Annotated in this window: 18 protein-coding genes and 1 pseudogene; 10 read left to right on the forward strand and 9 right to left on the reverse strand. The window is 70.9% G+C overall.

All coding sequences use genetic code 11. The annotated features are described in order from the left end of the window. The first annotated feature begins 517 nt into the window (after window positions 1-517). The 3 genes from ACFY9S_RS22015 (at window position 518) to ACFY9S_RS22025 (ending at window position 3,183) form a co-directional block, all read left to right on the forward strand. On the forward strand, window positions 518-1,150 hold the full coding sequence (locus tag ACFY9S_RS22015; RefSeq protein ID WP_102911961.1) for a DUF6230 family protein: 633 nt from the start codon (window positions 518-520) through the stop codon (window positions 1,148-1,150). 118 nt (window positions 1,151-1,268) lie between these two features. Further along, a complete protein-coding gene (locus ACFY9S_RS22020) occupies window positions 1,269-1,832 on the forward strand; it encodes a DUF6114 domain-containing protein (protein WP_391131121.1) in 564 nt (187 codons plus the stop codon). Beyond that, window positions 1,822-3,183: a hypothetical protein gene (locus ACFY9S_RS22025; protein ID WP_391131123.1), complete on the forward strand. Its 1,362-nt coding sequence runs from the start codon at window positions 1,822-1,824 to the stop codon at window positions 3,181-3,183. The genes ACFY9S_RS22020 and ACFY9S_RS22025 overlap by 11 nt, the downstream gene beginning before the upstream one ends. A 104-nt stretch (window positions 3,184-3,287) precedes the next feature. On the opposite strand, the gene pyk is transcribed toward ACFY9S_RS22025, so the two are convergent. The 3 genes from pyk to pta form a co-directional block, all read right to left on the reverse strand. After that, window positions 3,288-4,715, reverse strand: coding sequence for a pyruvate kinase (gene pyk / locus ACFY9S_RS22030; RefSeq protein ID WP_391131125.1), 1,428 nt, complete (start codon window positions 4,713-4,715; stop codon window positions 3,288-3,290). A 74-nt stretch (window positions 4,716-4,789) separates the two neighbouring features. Beyond that, window positions 4,790-6,004: an acetate/propionate family kinase gene (locus ACFY9S_RS22035; protein ID WP_391131127.1), complete on the reverse strand. Its 1,215-nt coding sequence runs from the start codon at window positions 6,002-6,004 to the stop codon at window positions 4,790-4,792. After that, window positions 6,001-8,103, reverse strand: a complete 2,103-nt coding sequence (gene pta, locus ACFY9S_RS22040; protein WP_391131130.1) for a phosphate acetyltransferase — start codon at window positions 8,101-8,103, stop codon at window positions 6,001-6,003. Before pta ends, ACFY9S_RS22035 begins: the two co-directional genes overlap by 4 nt. Window positions 8,104-8,324: 221 nt before the next feature. Between pta and ACFY9S_RS22045 the strand changes: the two genes are divergently transcribed. Continuing rightward, window positions 8,325-9,350 (forward strand): ATP-dependent 6-phosphofructokinase, encoded by a 1,026-nt coding sequence (locus ACFY9S_RS22045; RefSeq protein WP_391131132.1) that lies wholly within the window; start codon window positions 8,325-8,327, stop codon window positions 9,348-9,350. Here ACFY9S_RS22045 and ACFY9S_RS22050 read toward each other — a convergent pair. After that, complete coding sequence (locus ACFY9S_RS22050) at window positions 9,347-10,099, reverse strand: helix-turn-helix domain-containing protein (RefSeq protein WP_391131134.1); 753 nt, start codon at window positions 10,097-10,099, stop codon at window positions 9,347-9,349. The two genes, ACFY9S_RS22045 and ACFY9S_RS22050, sit on opposite strands and share 4 nt — an antisense overlap. 210 nt (window positions 10,100-10,309) lie before the next feature. Between ACFY9S_RS22050 and ACFY9S_RS22055 the strand changes: the two genes are divergently transcribed. Continuing rightward, entirely contained in the window at window positions 10,310-10,735 is a 426-nt protein-coding gene (locus tag ACFY9S_RS22055) for a PPOX class F420-dependent oxidoreductase (RefSeq protein WP_102910493.1), read from the forward strand. A 183-nt stretch (window positions 10,736-10,918) separates the two neighbouring features. On the opposite strand, the gene ACFY9S_RS22060 is transcribed toward ACFY9S_RS22055, so the two are convergent. Next, window positions 10,919-11,608, reverse strand: coding sequence for a response regulator (locus ACFY9S_RS22060; protein WP_391131136.1), 690 nt, complete (start codon window positions 11,606-11,608; stop codon window positions 10,919-10,921). Continuing rightward, entirely contained in the window at window positions 11,605-13,275 is a 1,671-nt protein-coding gene (locus tag ACFY9S_RS22065; RefSeq protein WP_391131139.1) for an ATP-binding protein, read from the reverse strand. The genes ACFY9S_RS22060 and ACFY9S_RS22065 overlap by 4 nt, the downstream gene beginning before the upstream one ends. Before the next feature lie 180 nt (window positions 13,276-13,455). Here ACFY9S_RS22065 and ACFY9S_RS22070 point away from each other — a divergent pair, with 180 nt between their 5' ends. Then, window positions 13,456-14,847, forward strand: coding sequence for a cation:dicarboxylate symporter family transporter (locus ACFY9S_RS22070; RefSeq protein WP_391131141.1), 1,392 nt, complete (start codon window positions 13,456-13,458; stop codon window positions 14,845-14,847). Between the two features lie 186 nt (window positions 14,848-15,033). Here ACFY9S_RS22070 and ACFY9S_RS22075 read toward each other — a convergent pair whose 3' ends face one another. After that, window positions 15,034-15,648 carry a TetR family transcriptional regulator gene (locus tag ACFY9S_RS22075; RefSeq protein ID WP_391131144.1) on the reverse strand — a complete coding sequence of 205 codons (615 nt, stop codon included), beginning with the start codon at window positions 15,646-15,648 and terminating at the stop codon, window positions 15,034-15,036. Between the two features lie 109 nt (window positions 15,649-15,757). On the opposite strand from ACFY9S_RS22075, the pseudogene ACFY9S_RS22080 reads away from it, so the two are divergent. Then, window positions 15,758-17,419, forward strand: a pseudogene (locus tag ACFY9S_RS22080) (MFS transporter); the annotation flags it as partial. 236 nt (window positions 17,420-17,655) lie between these two features. Here ACFY9S_RS22080 and ACFY9S_RS22085 read toward each other — a convergent pair. Both ACFY9S_RS22085 and ACFY9S_RS22090 read right to left on the reverse strand, forming a co-directional pair. Further along, window positions 17,656-18,555: an aldo/keto reductase gene (locus ACFY9S_RS22085; protein WP_391131147.1), complete on the reverse strand. Its 900-nt coding sequence runs from the start codon at window positions 18,553-18,555 to the stop codon at window positions 17,656-17,658. 1 nt (window position 18,556) lies between these two features. Continuing rightward, the gene (locus tag ACFY9S_RS22090; RefSeq protein ID WP_391131150.1) at window positions 18,557-19,468 is read right to left on the reverse strand and encodes an NAD-dependent epimerase/dehydratase family protein; all 912 of its coding nucleotides are present in this window, start codon (window positions 19,466-19,468) and stop codon (window positions 18,557-18,559) included. A gap of 45 nt (window positions 19,469-19,513) precedes the next feature. On the opposite strand from ACFY9S_RS22090, the gene ACFY9S_RS22095 reads away from it, so the two are divergent. Genes ACFY9S_RS22095 through ACFY9S_RS22105 form a run of 3 tightly spaced genes read left to right on the forward strand, consistent with a single transcriptional unit; the run spans window position 19,514 to window position 20,840 of the window. Beyond that, window positions 19,514-20,023 (forward strand): AsnC family transcriptional regulator, encoded by a 510-nt coding sequence (locus ACFY9S_RS22095; RefSeq protein WP_391131152.1) that lies wholly within the window; start codon window positions 19,514-19,516, stop codon window positions 20,021-20,023. A gap of 29 nt (window positions 20,024-20,052) precedes the next feature. Further along, window positions 20,053-20,481: a MerR family transcriptional regulator gene (locus tag ACFY9S_RS22100; protein WP_391131155.1), complete on the forward strand. Its 429-nt coding sequence runs from the start codon at window positions 20,053-20,055 to the stop codon at window positions 20,479-20,481. Window positions 20,482-20,525: 44 nt separating this feature from the next. Next, window positions 20,526-20,840: a thioredoxin domain-containing protein gene (locus ACFY9S_RS22105; protein WP_391131203.1), complete on the forward strand. Its 315-nt coding sequence runs from the start codon at window positions 20,526-20,528 to the stop codon at window positions 20,838-20,840. The last annotated feature ends 67 nt before the right edge of the window (window positions 20,841-20,907 follow it).

The following is a 20,907-nucleotide window of genomic DNA, read 5'->3' on the forward strand; positions in this document are numbered from 1 at the left end:
CTGCGAGTAAGCCTCCGGCGTTGATCTGTCGGATTCTGTCCATTGATCAACAGCTTTGTGCCGCCGTCCGGCACCACCCTGTGTCGTCGGCCGAGACCGATGGGTCGTTGTTCGGTTATCCGGCCGTTACTAGCGAGTAACGAACCCCCTTGTGCGGGCGGCGAGAATGCACCACGATCGGCCACGCTCGGTCCAATCCCGTACCCCGGCAGCCGGTTGGGTCACGGGACGTCCTGGGTCCCCACCGAGCAGAGCCGGCGGCAGTGGCGCCGGCTCTTGGACAGGGGGGTCTTCGCCCTTCCGGCGAAGCCTGTCCAGCAGGGTTGTGCGTGATGCGTGTCAGGCGCGACCAGTGGTTGTGTCGCTCGGGGGTGATCGCCGGTGATTCGGGCGCAGTTGCGCCGCCGAGTGCAGGCGCTCTCCTTCCCGAGGACGTAGCACTTCTCCCATCCCTGCCCGGCGAGCCGTCAATCGGGGCGAGCCAGGACAGGAGATGTACGTCCGAGAAGGAGGAAATATGGAGTCCCAGGTGCGTGGCGGGACCAGATGGAAGCGGTTCGCTGTGGTCATGGTGCCCAGCGTCGCCGCCACGGCTGCGATAGGTGTCGCCCTCGCGCAGGGCGCTCTCGCCGCGTCGTTCAGTGTCTCCGGGCAGTCGTTCAAGGTCACGACCGACCAGCTCGTCGGTACGGGCTTCTCGCAGTACGGCGCCCTCGACGAGGGTTACACGATGGACGGCAAGAAGGCCGTCCACCCGGTCGCCGTCTCGTCGTTCAAGCAGGCGACGATCAAGAACCTGTGCCAGTCGGTCGTCACCCCGAACATTCCGGTGCTCGGGAACGTCAGCCTGATCCTGCGTGCGGGTCAGGGTGCGGAGCCGGTCAAGGCCCAGAACCTCTACATCGATGTCGCCGATCTCAGCGCCGACGCGACGTTCGAGAACATCGACATCGGTGTGGCCGCCAAGGACGCCACCAAGGGTCCGGCCATGCGGAAGGGCGAGACGTCCAACCCGTACGGCTTCGCCCAGCAGGCGGACAAGGCGACCCTGACCGACGTGAAGCAGACGGCGTGGGCGACCACTGCCGGAACCTTCAAGCTCAGCGGCCTGAAGATGTCGCTGTCGACGGGTGTCAAGGAGTGCTACTAAGCACTCGATGACGGGCGGGGGAGCCGGTGGCGCCCCCGCCCGTCCACCTTCCGGCCGCGCCTTCACGCGGGGCCCACATCACCACCACAGCAACGCTGTACCAGGGAGCTGTTTTTCCATGAGCGCCGAGACCCCTGCCGCCACCGGCCAGTTCACCGTCCGGAGGCAGCAGTTCCGCGCCTGGCGGGGTGAGCGGCCGTTCTGGGCCGGGATGTTCGTCCTCCTCAGTGGACTGCCCATCGCCTACTTCCCGTACGCGAACCTCCAGATCGGTCACCTGACGCTGGCGATGGCGACCACCGCGGGTGCCGGGTCCCTGATCATCGGCGTGCTGCTCGTCGTACTGGGCGTGAGCCTCTGGTTCCAGAAGCACGTCCGCGTCTTCGCGGGAGTCGCGGCCATCCTGCTGGCGCTGGTGTCCCTCCCCGTGTCGAACCTGGGCGGCTTCCTCATCGGCTTCCTCCTCGCCATCGTGGGCGGGGCGATGGCCGTGGCCTGGGCGCCGGGCGCACGTCCCGCGGGACAGCCCGCCGCCATGGCCAGCACCGGCACGGGCGGGACTCCCGAGGCAACGGACCACGACACCACGGTGCTGCGGCCCGCGGGCGGAGTGGACGAGCCGAACGATCTGTCAGGAACGAACCCGGCCAACGGGGCGAACGGGAGGCACAGTGCCGGCTGACGAGGTGACCCACGGGGCTGATGTGGGGGCGTCCCGTGTGAGAACCGGGCCGCGCCACGCGGCACCCAAGAAGCCGCTGTTCACCAGGTTCAGCAGGCCCACCGGCAAGGCGATAGCCATGGCGGCGATGCCGACGGCGGTGCTCATGGGTATGGGCTTCACGTCGACGCTCGCCATAGCCGACAGCGACACCCCGGCGGCGCCGACGTCGAAGAGCCTGACCGCCGACGAGTACAAGGACTGCGTGGCGGCCCTGGAGGACTCCGAGAAGGACTCCGAGGGCGACGAGTCCGCCTCGCCCACGCCGTCCCCCTCGGAGAGCGACGGCGCGACGGACGAGAAGGACGACCAGGGCGACACGGCCCCCGAGCCGTCCCCCTCGGGCGGCGCGGACGCGAGCAACGGCGGTTCCTCCTCGTCGGATTCAGGTGCCGACGACGAGGCCGAGCCGAAGCCGACCCCGTCCACGAGCGCGCCCGCCACGGGCGACGACGCGCCCGCCACCCCGTCCCCCTCGCCGTCCGAGAGCGGCGGCAACGTGCTGGAGGACATCGGCGACGCGATCGGCGGCATCTTCGACGGCGGGAACAAGGACGAGGCGAGCCCGACCCCGTCCGCCTCGGCGTCGCAGAGCACCGAGAAGCCGGCCGAGGACGCCGCCGACGCCGTGAAGGACAACGCCGAGAAGGCCGCCGGCACGGTCGAGGACACCGTCAAGGACACCACCGGCAAGGCGTCCGACACGGTGAAGGACACCGGCAAGACGGTGGAGGACACCACCAAGGCCGTCGAGAAGGCGGCCGAGGAAGCGGCGGAGAAGGCGAAGGAGGCCACCGCCTCGCCGAGCCCCTCCCCGAGCGCCAGCACGGACCCCGACGACTGCCCGGCCGCCACCGACGCCGAGGGCGGCGTCGACAACAAGGTGCCGCTGCCCGACGACCCGTGGTTCCTCAACGCCAGCTCGCTGACGCTGAAGGGCGCCGACTACCAGGGCGTCGTCGAGGTGCGCACCGCCAACGGCACCGTCAAGAAGGTTCTGAAGTACGTCATATCGGGCGGCACCGACATCGGTGACCTGCACCAGACCGTCAAGGACAAGCAGTCCGGCAAGACCTACCACGTGCAGGCGGCCAAGGGCTCGACGTCCACGATCCGCGACGGCGACACCGTGATGTACACGGAGAGCATCTCCGGCAACCTGCTCGGGCTGATACCGATCACGTTCGACCCGGAGCACCCGCCGCCGCTGAACATCCCGCTGATCTACTTCACCAACGTGAAGGTGCAGCAGGCCGGCCAGTTCGGCGGGACCCTGCACGTGCCGGGGCTGCACAACTTCGTCACCGGCTGAGGGCCCCTCAGAGCCCGTTCGGGAGCCGCACACACCGAGGGCGCCCCCTGGATCCCAGGGGGCGCCCTCGCTGGCGTGTACGGGCCTTCACGGCCCTTCGCGGATCAGTGCTTGCTCTCGCCCAGGTGGTGGACCCGCACCATGTTGGTGGTGCCGGGCACACCGGGGGGTGAACCGGCGGTGATGACCACGATGTCGCCCTCGTTGAAGCGGTTGAGCTTCACCAGCTCCTGCTCCACCAGGTCGACCATCTCGTCGGTGCTGTTCACGAACGGCACCACGTGCGGCTCCACGCCCCAGCTCAGCGCCATCTGGTTGCGGGTGCCCTCGTCGGTGGTGAAGGCGATGATCGGCTGGACCGCGCGGTAGCGCGAGAGACGGCGGGCGGTGTCGCCGGACTGCGTGAAGGCCACCAGGCCCCGGCCGCCGAGGAAGTCGGCGATCTCGCACGCGGCCCGGGCCACCGAACCGCCCTGTGTGCGCGGCTTCTTGCCCGGCACCAGCGGCTGCAGGCCCTTGGACATCAACTCCTGCTCGGCGGCGGCGACGATCTTCGACATCGTCTTCACGGTCTCGATCGGGTACGCGCCCACGCTCGACTCGGCGGACAGCATGACCGCGTCGGCGCCGTCCAGGATCGCGTTGGCCACGTCGGAGGCCTCGGCGCGGGTCGGACGGGAGTTGGTGATCATCGACTCCATCATCTGGGTCGCCACGATCACCGGCTTGGCGTTGCGCCGGCACAGCTCGATCAGGCGCTTCTGCACCATGGGGACCTTCTCGAGCGGATACTCGACGGCCAGGTCACCGCGGGCGACCATCACACCGTCGAACGCCATCACGACGTCCTCCATGTTCTGCACCGCCTGCGGCTTCTCCACCTTGGCGATGACCGGGACGCGGCGGCCCTCCTCGTCCATGACGCGGTGCACGTCCTGGACGTCCGTGGCGTCCCGGACGAAGGACAGCGCGACCAGGTCGCAGCCCATGCGCAGCGCGAAGCGGAGGTCGTCGATGTCCTTCTCGGACAGCGCGGGCACGTTGACGGCCGCGCCGGGCAGGTTGATGCCCTTGTGGTCGGAGATGACGCCGCCCTCGATGACGATCGTCTTCACCCGGTGGCCCTCGACCTCGGTGACCTTCAGCTCGACGTTGCCGTCGTTGATGAGGACCTGGTCGCCCTTGGTGACGTCGCCGGGCAGGCCCTTGTAGGTCGTCCCGCAGATCGTCTTGTCGCCCGGGACGTCCTCGGTGGTGATGGTGAACTCGTCACCGCGCACCAGCTCCACGGGGCCCTCGGCGAAGGTCTCCAGACGGATCTTCGGGCCCTGGAGGTCGGCGAGGACACCGATGGCCCGGCCGGTCTCCTTGGCGGCGGCGCGGACACGGTCGTACCGGCCCTGGTGCTCGGCGTGCGAGCCGTGGCTGAAGTTGAAGCGGGCCACGTTCATGCCGGCTTCGATCAGCGCGACAAGCTGATCGTGGGAGTCGACCGCGGGGCCGAGAGTACAGACGATTTTCGAACGGCGCATGGGGGCGATCCTATCGGTTTGTTTCCCAGCGGAATATTCCGTCTGGCGGAAAATACAAAAGGGCGGGAGGCCGCTCAGGTGTGATTCCCCGAACCAATTACCAGCGCGTAGGTCTGTGTCGCGATCTCCAATTCCTCGTCAGTAGGCACCACCGCCACCGCGACCCGGGCGCCCTCGGGCGAGATCAGCCGGGCCTCGTCGCCGCGCACGGCGTTCCGCTCGCCGTCCACCGCCAGGCCCAGCTCCGCCAGGCCCGCCAGGGCGGCCGCCCGCACGGGAGCCGCGTTCTCACCGACACCGGCGGTGAAGGCCACCGCGTCCACCCGCCCGAGCACGGCGTAATAGGCGCCGATGTACTTCTTCAGCCGGTGAATGTAGATGTCGAACGCCAGCTCCGCCTGCTCGTCGCCCTCGTCGACGCGGCGGCGGATCTCCCTCATGTCGTTGTCACCGCACAGACCGATCAGACCGCTCTTCTTGTTGAGAAGAGTGTCGATCTCGTCGGCGGACATTCCACCGACACGCATCAAATGGAAGATGACGGCCGGGTCCATGTCTCCGGAGCGCGTACCCATCACGAGCCCCTCCAAAGGCGTCAGACCCATGGAGGTGTCCACGCAGCGACCGCCCCGCACGGCCGAGGCGGACGCCCCGTTGCCCAGGTGCAGCACGATCACGTTCGTGTCGGCGGGGTCCTTGCCCAGGAGCTCCGCCGTGGCCCGGGAGACGTAGGCGTGTGAGGTGCCGTGGAAGCCGTAGCGGCGCACGCGGTGCTCGTCGGCGGTCTTCACGTCGATGGCGTAGCGGGCGGCCGACTCCGGCATGGTCGTGTGGAACGCGGTGTCGAACACGGCGACCTGCGGCAGGTCGGGCCGCAGCACCTGGGCCGTGCGGATGCCGGTGAGGTTGGCCGGGTTGTGCAGCGGGGCCACCGGGATGAGGCGTTCGATCTCGGCGAGCACCGCCTCGTCGATCACGGTCGGCTCGGTGAAGGTCCTGCCGCCGTGCACCACCCGGTGCCCTATCGCGGCCAGTTCGGGCGAGTCCAGTCCGAGGCCGTCCCTGGCGAGCTCCTCGGCGACGGCCTTCAGCGCGGCGTCGTGGTCGGCGATCGCGCCACCGCGCTCGCGGCTCTCACCGCCCGCCGGGGTGTGCTTGAGCCGGGAGGTCTGCTCACCGATGCGTTCGACCAGCCCCACCGCCAGCCGGCTGCTGTCGCGCATGTCGAGCAGCTGGTACTTCAGCGACGAGGAGCCGGAGTTCAGGACGAGGACACGGGACGGGCTCACTGGGTGGTCGCCTTCTCGCTCGGGGCCGGGGCGGGGGACTGGGCCTGGATCGCCGTGATGGCGACGGTGTTCACGATGTCCGAGACCATGGCGCCCCGGGACAGGTCGTTGACCGGCTTGCGCAGACCCTGGAGCACCGGGCCGACGGCGATCGCGCCGGCCGAGCGCTGCACGGCCTTGTAGGTGTTGTTGCCGGTGTTCAGGTCGGGGAAGATCAGCACGCTCGCCTGCCCGGCGACCTCGGAGCCGGGCAGCTTGGTCGCCGCGACCGACGGCTCCACAGCGGCGTCGTACTGGATCGGGCCCTCGATCTTCAGGTCGGGCCGGCGCGAGCGGACCAGCTCGGTGGCCTCGCGCACCTTGTCGACGTCGGCGCCGGAGCCGGAGGTGCCGGTGGAGTACGACAGCATCGCGATCCGGGGCTCCACGCCGAACTGCCCGGCCGTGGTGGCCGACTGGATGGCGATGTCGGCGAGCTGCTCGGCGTCGGGGTCCGGGTTGACCGCGCAGTCGCCGTAGACGAGGACCTTGTCGGCCAGGCACATGAAGAACACCGACGAGACGATGTCCGCGTCCGGCTTGGTCTTGATGATCTCGAAGGCCGGGCGGATGGTCGCGGCCGTGGAGTGCACCGAGCCCGACACCATGCCGTCGGCGAGGCCCTCCTGGACCATCAGCGTGCCGAAGTAGTTCACGTCCGAGACGACGTCGTAGGCCAGCTCCACGGTGACGCCCCGGTGGGCGCGCAGGGCCGCGTACTGCTCGGCGAAGGCGTCCCGCAGCTCGGAGGTCGCCGGGTCGATCAGCCGGGACTCGCCGAGGTCGATGCCGAGGTCGGCGGCCTTCTTGCGGATCTGGTCGACCGGGCCGAGCAGGGTCAGGTCGCACACGCCCCGGCGCAGCAGCACCTCGGCGGCGTGCAGGACGCGCTCCTCGGTGCCCTCGGGCAGGACGACCCGGCGCAGGTCGGAACGGGCCTGCTCCAGCAGCTTGTGCTCGAACATCATCGGGGTGACGCGGTCGCTGCTCGGCGCGGAGACCCGGTGGGCCAGCTCGCCGGTGTCGGCGTACCGCTCGAACAGGCCGAGTGCCCGCTCGGCCTTGCGCGGGGTGGCCGCGTTGAGCTTGCCCTCCAGGGAGAACAGCTGCTCGGCGGTGGGGAAGCTGGTGCCCGCCACCGAGAGCACCGGGGTGCCGGGTGCGAGGCGGTCGGCGAGGGTCAGGATGTCGTCGCCGGGCACCTCGTCCAGGGTGAGCAGCATGCCGGCTATCGGCGGGGTGCCGGCGCTGTGCGCGGCGAGGGAGCCGACGACCAGGTCGGCGCGGTCGCCCGGGGTGACGACGAGGCAGCCGGGGGTCAGGGCGCCCAGGAAGTTCGGCAGCATCGCGCCGCCGAAGACGAAGCCGAGCACGTCCCGGGCGAGCCCCGAGTCGTCGCCGAGCACCACCTTGGCGCCGAGGGCGTGGCCGATCTGCGAGACGGTCGGCGCGGACAGGGCCGGCTCGTCGGGCAGGACGTAACAGGGCACGGGCAACCGGGAGTCGAGCTGGCCGGCGATCTCGTCGCGGTCCTCGCGGGACACCCGGTTGGCGACCATGGCCAGGACGTCGCAGCCGAGGGTCCCGTAGGCGCGGTAGGCGTTGCGCGTCTCGGCGAGCACCGACTCGACGGTCTGCTTGCGGCCCCCGACGACCGGGATCACGGACGCGCCGAACTCGTTGGCCAGCCGGGCGTTGAGCGACAGTTCGTCCGGGAGCTGGGTGTCCGCGTAGTCGGTGCCGAGGACGAGCACGACGTCGTAGTCCCGGGCGACCAGGTGGAAGCGGTCGACGAGGGTGGACACCAGCTCGTCGGTTCCGGCCTCGGCCTGGAGGGCGGACGCCTCGTGGTAGTCCATGCCGTAGACGGTCGCCGGGTCCTGGGTGAGCCGGTACCGGGCGCGCAGCAGCTCGAAGAGGCGGTCGGGCCCGTCGTGGACCAGGGGGCGGAACACGCCCACCCGGTCGACCTGCCGGGTGAGGAGCTCCATGACCCCCAGTTCGACGACCTGGCGTCCGTCGCCGCGGTCGATGCCGGTCACGTACACGCTGCGGGTCACGCGCGCTCTCCGTTTCGTCTCGGATGGGGGTACGCCTCTTGCCCTACTGCTGTCCAGCCCGGGGCACAAAAATCGCCCACCGAGGTGAGCAGAACCCTCTTGACAATACCTCTGCCGATATATAAGGCGCCCATCAGAGTCGGGTGCCGCACCGGGCTGTGGAGCGTGAAACAATCGGCAGTGGCTCACCGGTGTCAACAGCGAGCAGGAGACACAGCACGATGCGTATCGGAGTTCTCACCGCAGGCGGCGACTGCCCCGGCCTGAACGCCGTGATCCGATCGGTCGTGCACCGGGCGGTCGACAACTACGGCGACGAGGTCATCGGCTTCGAGGACGGCTACGCGGGCCTGCTCGACGGCCGCTACCGCAACCTCGACCTGGAGTCCGTCAGCGGCATCCTCGCCCGCGGCGGCACCATCCTCGGGTCGTCCCGCCTGGAGCGCGACCGCCTCCGCGAGGCCTGCGAGAACGCCTCCGACATGATCCACGAGTTCGGCATCGACGCGCTGATCCCGATCGGCGGCGAGGGCACGCTGACGGCCGCGCGCATGCTGAGCGACGCCGGCCTGCCCGTCGTGGGTGTCCCGAAGACGATCGACAACGACATCTCCTCCACGGACCGCACCTTCGGCTTCGACACCGCGGTGGGCGTCGCCACCGAGGCGATGGACCGGCTGAAGACCACCGCCGAGTCCCACCAGCGGGTGATGGTGGTGGAGGTCATGGGCCGGCACGCCGGCTGGATCGCCCTGGAGTCCGGCATGGCGGCCGGTGCGCACGGCATCTGCCTGCCGGAGCGGGCGTTCGACCCCGCCGACCTCGTGAAGATGGTCGAGGAGCGGTTCTCCCGCGGCAAGAAGTTCGCGGTGGTCTGCGTCGCCGAGGGCGCCCACCCCGCCGAGGGCTCCATGGACTACGGCAAGGGCGCCATAGACAAATTCGGCCACGAGCGCTTCCAGGGCATCGGCACCGCCCTCGCCCACGAGCTGGAGCGTCGCCTCGGCAAGGAGGCCAAGCCGGTCATTCTCGGCCACATCCAGCGCGGTGGCGTGCCGACCGCCTACGACCGGGTCCTCGCCACGCGGTTCGGCTGGCACGCGGTGGAGGCGGCGCATCAGGGACGGTTCGGCAGGATGACCGCCCTGCGCGGCACGGACATCGTGATGGTCCCGCTCGCGGAGGCAGTGACCGAGCTGAAGACGGTGCCGAAGGACCGGATGGACGAGGCGGAGTCGGTCTTCTAGCCGGTCCCGGGGCCGGACTCGTCCTGGAGCTTCGTCCAGAAGTGCTCCACGATCCGGTCGAGGAAGTCCTGGCCGGCACCGCCCGCGTCACCGCTGCCGCCGCCCCAGCTGAGGGTCGCGGCCATGTGCCCCTGGTAGTCCTCGTGCAGGCTCCGCAGGGCCTCCTCCAGAAACCGCCGGTCCAGGGGCACGAGTCTGGCCACCGGGCGGACGTAGGCCTGCCAGCGAGTGGTGGCGGCGCGGCGCAGCAGGTCGCCGAGCTTGGCGTCCCGGCCCGTGACGGTGACGAAGTCGGGCAGGCCGAGCCCCAGCAGGTCGGCGAGGGCGGCGGACTGACGGTCCGTGCCGCGCCAGGCGTCGGTCTCCTCCATGCGCAGGTACGCGTGCACGTCGTGGCCCACGGCCCGGGCCACGTCCTCCGGGGCGAGGCAGCGGGCGATGCGGTGTTCGCGCAGGGTGCGCGGTCTGCCGATGAGTTCGGCGGGCGAGCACCACAGCACGCCCGCCAGCGCGGTGAGTTCGGAGTCGGTCGGGGCGGCGGCCCCGCGTTCCCAGGCCATCACATGGTCCGGGGTGATGTGGGGATGCCCGTACGAGACGCGCATGCCGTGGGCGACGTGCTCGGGTGCCATGCCGAGGGCCGCGCGCAGCCGGCGGGCGGCGGGGGCGTTGAACGGCGGGACGGCGGGGGCGGACTGCCGGGGCGGAGGGGGTGGGGGCTGGCTCGGTCGGGCTGAAGGTCGGCGCACGGCCCACAAGCTAGGGCGGTGGGGGTGGGCTGACTACGGTCTGTTCGGCCAGGATCACGGATCGTAGGAAGCTACGGCTACCGGCGGGTTCGACCGGGGCTGAAGATCGTCTTCCGGTCGACGCGGCAGGGGGGCGAGGATGGCGCCGGGTCCGGTGATCGCGGGCCCGGAAAGGCAGTGACCCAGGTGAACGGCAAGCTCAACGAGCATATGCGCGAGCGTCTTCTCGCGCCGAACTTCTGGCATCTCGCGACGGTGGGGGCGGACGGGGCGCCTCAGGTGTCGCCCATGTGGGCGGACATCGAAGGGGAGTACGTCATGGTCAACACTTCGATGGGGCGGGTGAAGGAGGAGAATCTGCGGCGCAATCCGTACGTTTCGCTGTCGCACCACGACCCCGCGAACCCCTACGACCGCGCCGAGATCCGCGGGAAGGTCGTGCGGTTCGTGGAAGGGGAGGCCGCGGAGCGGTCGATGGACCGGCTGGCGCGGAAGTATCTCGGCGAGGACCGCTACCCGTGGCTGCTGCCGGGGGAGCGCCGGGTGATGCTGCTGATCGAGCCGACGCGGGTGCGGAGGCAGGAGGGGGTCGAGCCGTTCCGGGCGGGCGTGCTGCCGGAGGGAACGCCGGACTGAACCACGGCCCGGCCCTCATGGGGGACCACCGTTCCGGCCTCGTGGGGACCACCGTTCCGGCCTCGTGGGGACCGCTGTTCCGGCCTCGTGGGGACCGCTGTTCGGGCCTCGTGGAAACCGCTGTTCGGCCCTCGTGGGGACCACCGTTCGGCCCTTGACCCGCCCCGCCCGGAGCGAAGCCCCTCAGGGGGCGGTGACCCAGCGGTACTGCAACTCAGGCCGTCCCACCGTGCCGTACTGCGGGCGGCGCGCCGCGCGGCCCGCGTCGACCAGGTGCTCCAGGTAACGGCGGGCCGTGATGCGTGAGATGCCCACGCTCTCCGCGACTCCGGCGGCCGTGAGGCCTTCCCGGCTGCCGCGCAGGGCCACCGTCACCCGCTCCAGTGTCGGTGCGCTCAGCCCCTTGGGCAGCGCGGCCGGACCCGGTGCGCGCAGGGCCGCGAGCGCCCGGTCCACCTCGTCCTGGCCGCTCGCCTCGCCGACCGAAGCGTGGAACTCGGCATAGCGCACGAGACGGTCGCGCAGGGTCGCGAAGGTGAAGGGCTTCAGGACGTACTGGACGACCCCGAGCGAGACGCCCTCGCGGACCACGGCCAGATCGCGCGCCGACGTCACCGCTATCACGTCCGCGTGGTGACCGGCCGCCCGCAGGGACCGGGCCAGCTGCAGCCCGTGCACGTCCGGCAGATGCAGATCGAGCAGGAGCAGGTCCACCGGTGTGCGGTCCAGGGCCCGGCGGGCCTCCGCGCCCGTGTGCGCCTTGCCCACGGCCACGAAGCCGGGCACCCGGCCGACGTACAGGACGTGGGCGTCGGCGGCGACCGGGTCGTCCTCCACCACCAGGACGCGGATGTCCTTCTCGCTGTTCGTCATGCGTCGCCTCCAGCGCCTCTGGCCGCCGCGACCCCGGAGGGCACGCCCCCGGCCGTCGTCCCGGGCTCCCGCAGCGGCAGCCGTACCTCGAACTCCGCCCCGCCCCCGTCGGCCTCCGCCACGGTCAGGGAGCCCCCGTGCCGCTGGCTCGTCTGCCGTACCAGCGCCAGCCCGAGGCCCCGGCCGCCCGGGCCCGCCGGTTTCGTCGAGAAGCCGCGCTGGAAGACCGCCTCGGCGTGCTCGGGATTCACGCCCGGGCCCGTGTCCGAGACCCGCAGCACCAGCTCCGGGATGCTGTCGGAGATCATGGTGTACGCGGCCACCGTCACCCGTGCCCGCACGCTGCCCTGCGCCGCGTCCACGGCGTTGTCGATCAGGTTGCCGAGGATGGTCACCAGGTCCCGCGCCGGCAGGGTCTCGGGCAGCAGGCCGTCGTCCAGGCTGCTGTCCTCGGAGACCATCAGCTCCACGCCCCGCTCGTTCGCCTGGGCCGTCTTGCCCAGCAGCAGCGCCGCCAGCACCGGTTCGCTCACCGCCGCCACGACCTGGTCCGTCAGGGCCTGGGCCAGCTCCAGCTCGGCCGTCGCGAACTCCACCGCTTCCTCCGCCCGGCCCAGCTCGATCAGCGAGACGACCGTGTGCAGCCGGTTCGCCGCCTCGTGCGCCTGTGAGCGCAGCGCCTGTGTGAAGCCCCGCTCGGAGTCCAACTCGCCCATCAACGACTGGAGTTCGGTGACATCGCGCAGGGTGATGACCGTACCGCGCCGCTCGCCGCCCGACACCTGCGAGGTGTTGATGACCAGGACCCGGGACGCCGTCAGATGCACCTCGTCCACCCGCGGCTCCGACGCCAGCAGGGCACCCGTCAGCGGGGCAGGCAGCCCGAGCTCCGCCACCGACCTGCCCACCACGTCCCCGGCCACGCCGAGCAACACGCGCCCTCCGTCGTTGATCAGCGCCACACGGTACTGCCCGTCCAGCATCAGCAGCCCCTCGCGTACGGCGTGCAGGGCGGCCTGGTGGTAGTCGTGCATCCGGCTCAGCTCGGCCGCGTTCATGCCGTGGGTGTGGCGGCGCAGCCTGGCGTTGATGACGTACGTGCCGACCGCGCCCAGCACCAGCGCGCCGGCCGCGACGCCGAGCAGGGCCGTCAGCTGGTCCTGCACCCGCTGGGTGATTTCATCGACCCGTATGCCCGCGCTGACCAGGCCGACCACCCGCGGGCCGTCCTGGATCGGGGTGACCGCGCGGACCGACGGGCCGAGCGTGCCGGTGTAGGTCTCGGTGAACGTCTCGCCGCGCAGCGCCTTCTCCGTGTGGCCCTGGAAGGTCTGTCCGATCTGGTCGGGGTCGGGGTGCGTCCAGCGGATGCCCTGCGGATCCATGATCGTGATGAAGTCGACCTCGGTGTCCCGCATCACCTTCAGCGCGTACGGCTGGAGCTCCGCCGACGGGTCGGCGGCGCGGCTCGCCGCCAGCACGGACGGGGAGTCCGCGACGGATCGCGCCACCGCCCTGGCCTGGCGCCTCGCGGCCTCCTCGGCCTGGCTGCGGTCGCTGACGTAGGAGAACAGCGCGTATCCGGCCACGACGACCGCGATCAGGACGGCCTGCATGGCGAAGAGCTGGCCCGCCAGACTGCGGGGACCCGGGACGGAGAAGCGCATGCCGTCAGTCTGCCTCGTGGCTGATTGTGAACTATATGAACGGAAGGGTGACCGCGCTCACACAGCAGGACATAGTCGCGGCATTCCCCATAACGCATCTCCGGGAGCTCCCCGCTCCCTTTTCCCCCGGACGTGAGCCGCACGCCGGTGATGCCGACGACGTCGTCAAGGAGGGCCGCCGTGACCAGCGCAGCCGATACGGCACCTGCCGCACCCAAGGCCAAGCGGGACCGCACGCACTATCTCTACATCGCGGTGATCATCGCCGTCGCCGCCGGTATCGCGGTGGGTCTGGCCGCACCGGACTTCGCTGTCGGGCTGAAGCCGATCGGCACCGGGTTCGTGAATCTGATCAAGATGATGATCTCGCCGATCATCTTCTGCACGATCGTGCTGGGCATCGGCTCGGTACGGAAGGCCGCGAAGGTCGGGGCCGTGGGCGGTATCGCCATGGGCTACTTCACGGTGATGTCGTTCGTGGCACTGGGCATAGGCCTGGTCGTCGGCAACATCCTGGAGCCGGGCACCGGCCTCGCGGTGACCGACGCGATCAAGGACGCCGGTCACGCACAGGTCGACGCCGAGGCCAAGGACACCACGGAGTTCCTGCTCGGCATCATCCCGACCACGATCGTCTCCGCCTTCACCAACGAGTCGGTCCTGCAGACCCTGCTGATCGCCCTGCTCGCCGGCTTCGCCCTGCAGGGCATGGGCTCGGCCGGCCAGCCGATCCTGCGCGGTATCGAGCACATCCAGCGGCTCGTCTTCCGTATCCTCGCCATGGTGATGTGGGCCGCCCCCATCGGCGCGTTCGGCGCGATCGCGGCCGTCACCGGCTCCGCGGGTCTGGACGCGCTCAAGAGCCTCGCCGTTCTCATGCTCGGCTTCTACGTCACCTGCTTCCTCTTCGTCTTCATCGTGCTCGGCATCCTGCTGCGCGTCTTCACCGGCCTGAACATCCTCACCCTGTTCAAGTACCTGGGCCGCGAGTTCCTCCTGATCCTTTCCACCTCCTCCTCCGAGTCCGCGCTGCCGCGGCTCATCGCGAAGATGGAGCACCTGGGCGTCAGCAAGCCGGTGGTCGGCATCACCGTCCCGACCGGCTACTCCTTCAACCTCGACGGCACCATGATCTACATGACCATGGCGTCCCTGTTCATCGCCGACGCCATGGGCACGCCGATGTCGATCGGCGAGCAGATCCCGCTGCTGCTCTTCCTGCTGATCGCCTCCAAGGGAGCCGCCGGTGTCACCGGCGCCGGCCTCGCGACCCTGGCCGGTGGTCTGCAGTCGCACAAGCCGGCCATGGTGGACGGCATCGGCCTCATCGTCGGCATCGACCGCTTCATGAGCGAGGCCCGCGCCCTGACCAACTTCGCCGGCAACGCCGTGGCCACCGTGCTGATCGGCACCTGGACGAAGGAGATCGACAAGGAGCGGGTCAACCAGGTCCTCGCCGGTCAGCTGCCCTTCGACGAGAAGACGCTGCTGGACGACGCCCACGGCGGTCCGGCCGAGGGCCACGTCGAGGTGCCCGAGCAGGGCGGCGAGAAGGAGCTGGCGAAGGCCTGACGGCCGGCGCCGCCCGCGAGACTCCGGGCGGCTGGGTGTCCCCCCGTCGCTCAGCCGCCCGGTCCACCGCCGGCTCCTCCGGTAGACCAATCGCTCCTCCGGTAGACCAATCGCTCCTCCGGAAGACCAACCGCTCCTCCGGTAGACCGAGCGCTCTTCCAGAAAGGCCGATCGCTCCCCAGAGGATCAATCGTTCAGCTTCGCCACCAGCTCGGTGGCATCGGAGGCGGGCACGCCCGCCGCGGTCAGGATGGTGACCGCGGCGCAGCGGCCCGCCTCTCGTGCTGCCACGAGCCCGTCGTTCACCGCCTCCATCAGCGCGACCAGCATCTGCTCCTGTACGTACGCCAGCGCCGGCGCGGGCAGCGGTGAGCTGAAGACGCCCTGGTCGAGGCCGTGCCGGAGTACTTCGGTGGCGGCCTCCCGGACGGGGGCGAGCCGCTCCCGGATGCCCTGCATGGTGACCGTGCGCTGGGCGAGCGCGATCAGCAGCCGGTAGCGGTCGGCGAGCTCCCACACCGCCAGCACCGAGCGCGCCACCGCTTCCGCCGGATCCCGCACGCCCGCCCGGCCCGCCGCATGCGCGGCCGACAGGGCCTCCACCGCCTCGTCGACGAGCGTGCTGATCAGCGCCTCGCGGCTCGGGAAGTGCCCGTACACCGTCCGCCGCACGACGCCGGCGGCCCGTGCGATCTGGTCCATGGACGCGTCGGGGTCACGCAGCAGCTCGGCGAGGGCGACGTCGAGGATGCGGCGGCGGTTGGCGTCGGCGCGGCTGGTTCCCGTGGTCATGGTCGTCATTGTGCCCCTTCCCTCATCGAGTTGCACAGTGGTGTGCAACGGCGTAGATTGCACAGCGTTGTGTAAATGCACACCTATGTGCAAACCAGCGAGGAAGGCAAGCCCTGCCATGCGACTCGTCATGAACGAACCGGCCGAGAGGATGGACCGCCCCTACGCACGCCGCTGGTGGGCGCTCCTCGTGCTCTGCCTCAGCCTGCTGATCATCGTGATGGCCAACACCGCCCTCACCGTCGCCGCGCCCGACATGACCGAGGACCTCGGCCTGACCAGCGCAGACCTGCAGTGGGTGATCGACGGCTACACCGTCCCCTACGCCGCGCTGATGCTGCTGCTGGGCGCGATAGGCGACAAGTACAGCCGCCGGGGCGCACTCGTCCTCGGACTGGCCGTCTTCGCGGGCGGCTCCGTCTTCGGCTACCTGGCCGACAGCGCCACGACGGTCATCGCCGCACGGGCCGTGATGGGCGCCGGCGCCGCACTGATCATGCCCGCCACGCTGTCCCTCCTCGCCGCGACCTTCCCGCGTGCCGAACGCGCCAAGGCCATCACCCTGTGGACCGCCACGGCCGGACTCGCCATCGCGGCCGGACCGCTGGTCGCCGGGTCGCTGCTGGAGGACCACGGCTGGTCCTCGACGTTCCTCATCAACGTCCCCGTCGCGCTCCTGGGCCTCGTCGGCGCCCTCGTCCTCGTACCCCCGTCCAAGGCCGCCGCCCGCGGGCGCATCGACTACGGCGGCGGACTGCTCTCGGTGGTGTGGATCGCCGCCCTGGTCTACATGATCATCGAAGGGCCGCACTTCGGCTGGGGCGTCAAGGCCGTCACCGCGGCGGTCATCGCCGGAGCCGGGCTCGTCGCCTTCGTCCTCTGGGAGCTGCGCCACCCGCGCCCGCTCCTCGACGTCCGCCGCTTCACCGACCGCGGCTTCGCCGGCTCCAACCTCGCCGTCGCGCTGTTCTTCCTGGCGGTCTTCGGCGCCTTCTACTACCTGACGCAGCACCTCCAGTTCGTCCTCGGCTACGGCGCCCTGGACACCGGTGTGCGCATGCTACCGCTGGCGGGCGCCGTGTTCGTGGGGGCGGCCCTCACCGGCCTGCTCACGCCCCGGGTCGGCATGAAGTGGACCGTCACGGCCGGCATGGTCGGCGGCACGGTGGCGCTGGCACTGCTCACCCAGGTCGGCTCCGGTTCGTCGTACGGCGACTTCGTCGCGCCCCTGGTCGTCCTCGGCCTCTCGATCGGGCTCGCCCTGTCGCCCTGCACGGACGCGATCATGGGGGCGTTCCCGGAGTCGGAACTGGGCGTCGGCGGCGCGGTGAACGACACGTCGCTGGAGCTCGGCGGTTCGCTGGGCATCGCCCTCCTGGGCTCGCTGCTGGCGACGTCCTACTCCGGCCACCTCTCCGACGCGACGACCGGCAGCAGGCTCCCCGCCGGTTCCCTGTCCACGGCCCAGGACTCCGTCGGTGCCGGGTACGCCGTTGCCCGGGGCATCGGCGACCAGGCCCGGCGGCTGGCCGAGCAGGCCGCGCACACCGGCGACCCCCAGCAGGCGGAGCGACTGCGCGCGCAGGCCGGGCAACTGGGCGACGGCGCCCGGCAGATGGCCGATGCGGTGGGGTCCGCCTTCTCCGACGCGGTCGCGCACACCAGCCTGATCGGGGCCGTGATCCTGGGCTTCGGCACGGTGGCGGTGGCGCTGTTGCTGCCCGGCAGGGCGAAGACGGTGGACGAGCCCGCCGGGGAGGACAGGGAACTGGAGTCCGCCGGGCCCGCTAGGCCCGGCCGCGAGAGTGGCGCCACCGCCGAAGGGCGGCAGGCGCCGCGTACGTGCCTGGCTGTGGGGATCCGGGCGCCACGTGCGCGCCCGGCTGCGGAGGGCCAGGCGCGACGTACGTGGGCGGCGGGCCGCCTCGTCACGTGCGAGATCCTGGTCCCCGACGGTCCGGACGAGCGGCCCCGCCCGCGCGGGGGCAGTCCGCCCGGGCGGTGCGGAATCCCCTCCTACGCGGGAACCGGCCCGGCCGCCTCGTCCAGCCGGGCCGTCTCCTCGGCGGTGAGCAGCAGGTCCGCCGCGGCCGCCGAGTCCCTGATCGTCCGAGGCCGGCTCGCTCCCGGGATCGGGACGACCGCCGGGGAACGGGCCATCAGCCAGGCAAGTCCGACCTGTTGGGGACTGACACCGCGCTCCGCCGCCACCGTGTGGAAGGCCGCGAAGCGCCGCTCCCCTTCCGTGCGCGACGGCCCGTCCAGGGAGCTGCGGGCCAGCCCGCCCAGTGGGCTCCACGGCAGGAACGCCAGCCCGAGTTCCTCGCACAGCCGCAGCTCGGGCTCAGTGTCCCGGACGGCCGGGGAGTACCGGTTCTGCACCGACACCAGCCGGTCGCCGAGGATCTCGTGCGCCCGCCGGATCTGGTCCGCGTCCGCGTTGGACACCCCGGCCAGCCGGATCGTGCCCGCGTCGAGCAGCTCGCGCAGCGCACCGACGGACTCCTCGAAGGGCACGGCCGGGTCGGGCTTGTGCAGCTGGTAGAGGCCGATCGCCTCCACTCCCAGCCGCTTGCGCGACGCCTCGGCGGCGGCCTTGAGGTGCTGGGGACGGCCGTTCACCGTCCAGTCGCCGCCCGCCGGACGGCCGCGGCCGCCCTTCGTCGCCACCAGGACGGAGGAGGTGTCACCGCCGTAGGCGGCCAGCGCGCGGGCCACCAGGCGTTCGTTGTGCCCGGGCTCCTCGCCCGGCAGGTGGTACGAGTCGGCCGTGTCCAGGAGGGTCACGCCCGCGTCGAGCGCGGCGTGCACGGTGGCCACGGCACGCTCCTCGTCCGGCCGGCCCTCGATGGACAGCGGCATCGCGCCCAGCCCGACCGCACTCACCCGAAGACCGCCGAGAGTCCTGCGGCGCACGTCAGTCGCCCTTCCCGAGGGTCTCGGCGACGGCACGCGGCAGCCACTGCCGGGCCTCGCCGAAGGTGAAGCCCAGCCGGGCGGCCCGGGCGTTGTCCATGCCGTAGGAGCGGCGGAACGAGAACGGCGAGACCTCCCCGACCTCCACGGGCCGGAACTCGGCCCGGCCGCCCGGGACATGAGCGGCCACCGCCGCGCACAGGTCCTCGGTGCCGAGCGTCCCGGAGGAGGCGGCGTTCACCGGACCGGTGAAGTCCTCGCCCGCCGCCCAGGCCAGGAAGCGGGCGATCTCCTCCACGTACACGTACGTGGCCGGCCGGTTCACCGCCGGTACGGCTATCGGCTCGCCGGTGCCCATCCGCTCGGCGTAGTGGGCCAGCCTGCCCGTGAAGTCGTCCTCGCCGCCCAGCACATGGGCCACCCGCACCATCGTGGCCTCGAACCCCTGTCCGGCCGCGAGGACCGCCTCGGCCTGCCGCTTGCCCTCCCCGTAGTGGGTCTCGAGGAACGCGGGGTCGTCCCAGGGCAGCCCGGGGTCGACGGCGACCGTGGACGGGTCGACGGCCTCCTCACGCACCGGATCGGTGGAGTCCTCGTACTCGTACACCTCGACCGTGGAGGTCATCACATAGCGGCGGGTGCGTCCGGTGAAGACGCGGCGGGCGATCGCGGCCTGGCGCGGGGTGTAGCAGACCTGGTCGACGACGACGTCGAAGACCCGCGAGCCGAGCGCACCGGTCAGCGACCTTTCGTCGTCCCGGTCGGCGAGCAGGTGCTCCACCCCGGCGGGTGGCGGGGAGGACCCGCGGTTCAGCACGGTGACGCGGTGGCCATTGGCGAGGAGCCGCGCGACGAGACGCTTTCCGACGTAACGGTTGCCGCCGATGACCAGTATGTCCAGGGCCTTTTCCATGGCCATAATTCTCCCGGCGTACATCCACGCTCTGAAGGGGGAATCATGGGAGTTCAGGCCGCCGCGCCGAAAGAACCACGGCATCTGCGGACCGCCGCCGACGAAACATCGGTGGCCTTCGACGCGCTGGACCGGCAGATCCTCCAGCTGCTCCAGACCGACGGCCGGATCAAGCTCAGCGAGCTGGGCCGCCGGGTCCGGCTCAGCCCCGCGGCCGTCACCGAGCGGGTGCGGCGGCTGGAGTCGGCGGGCGTGATCAGCGGCTACGGCGCCCACGTCGTGCCGGCCCGGCTCGGCTACGGCATCCAGGCGTTCATCCGGGTCGATCCGCACGGCGGCTACACCCTCAAGCACCCCAGGACCCTGGAGCTGACGGAGCGTCCCGAGATCACCGAGGTGCACCACGTGGTCGGGGAGGACTGCTGGATCCTCAAGGTCGCCGTCCGGGACACCGTCCATCTGGAGGACGTCCTGGAGGCGGTCTCCGCGCTGGGCCGCACCACCACGTCGATCGTGCTGACCTCCCCGGTGGAGCGGAAAGCGCTGTTGCCTTGACGCCGGGGTCAAGGATTACGTTCGACCGCATGCGAATCGGCGAGCTGGCCGCACGGGCCGGGACCACGACGCGGACGCTGCGGTACTACGAGTCACGGGGGCTGCTGCCGGCCCGGCGCACCGGGAACGGGTACCGCACCTACGACGAGAGCGACCTGCGGCTGCTCCGGCAGATCCGGACACTGCAGGACTTCGGGTTCGGCCTGGAGGAGACACGGCCGTTCGTGGAGTGTCTGCGGGCCGGGCACCCCGAGGGTGACTCGTGCCCGGCGTCGCTCGCGGTCTACCGGCGCAAGCTGGGTGAACTCGACGCGCTGATCGGTCAGTTGACGGGCGTGCGGGAGACCGTGGCGCGGCAGCTGGAGCGGGCCGAACTGGCGCGGGCCGAGCTGGCCGCCGAGGCGGAGGTTCCGGGCGGTCCGGAGCCCGCTTGCGAGCTGGGAGGCGACTCGTGGTGACCGAAGTGACTGGTGTGACCGGTGTGGCAGCAGCGACCGGGGTGGTGACCGATGTGACGGACGCTGATTTCGAGGTGGAGGTGATCGGCGCGGAGCTTCCGGTGCTGGTGGAGTTCACCGCCGACTGGTGCCCGCCCTGTCGGCAGATGGGCCCGGTGCTCAAGGCCCTCGCCGTCGAGGAGGGCGACCGGCTGAAGGTGGTGCAGCTCGACGTCGACTCCAACCCGGCGACGACCAACGCCTACAAGGTGCTGTCCATGCCGACGTTCATGGTGTTCCGCGGCGGCGAGCCGGTGAAGGCGATGGTCGGCGCACGGGCCAAGCGGAAGCTGCTGGAGGAGCTCGCCGACGTGATCTAGGCGACCCGCCCGGACACGCTCGCCCGGACACACCCCGACAACAGGAAATCCCCCGAGCAATTGCGCT

This window comes from Streptomyces sp. NPDC012474 (assembly GCF_042955185.1).
Taxonomy (GTDB): domain Bacteria; phylum Actinomycetota; class Actinomycetes; order Streptomycetales; family Streptomycetaceae; genus Streptomyces; species Streptomyces cahuitamycinicus.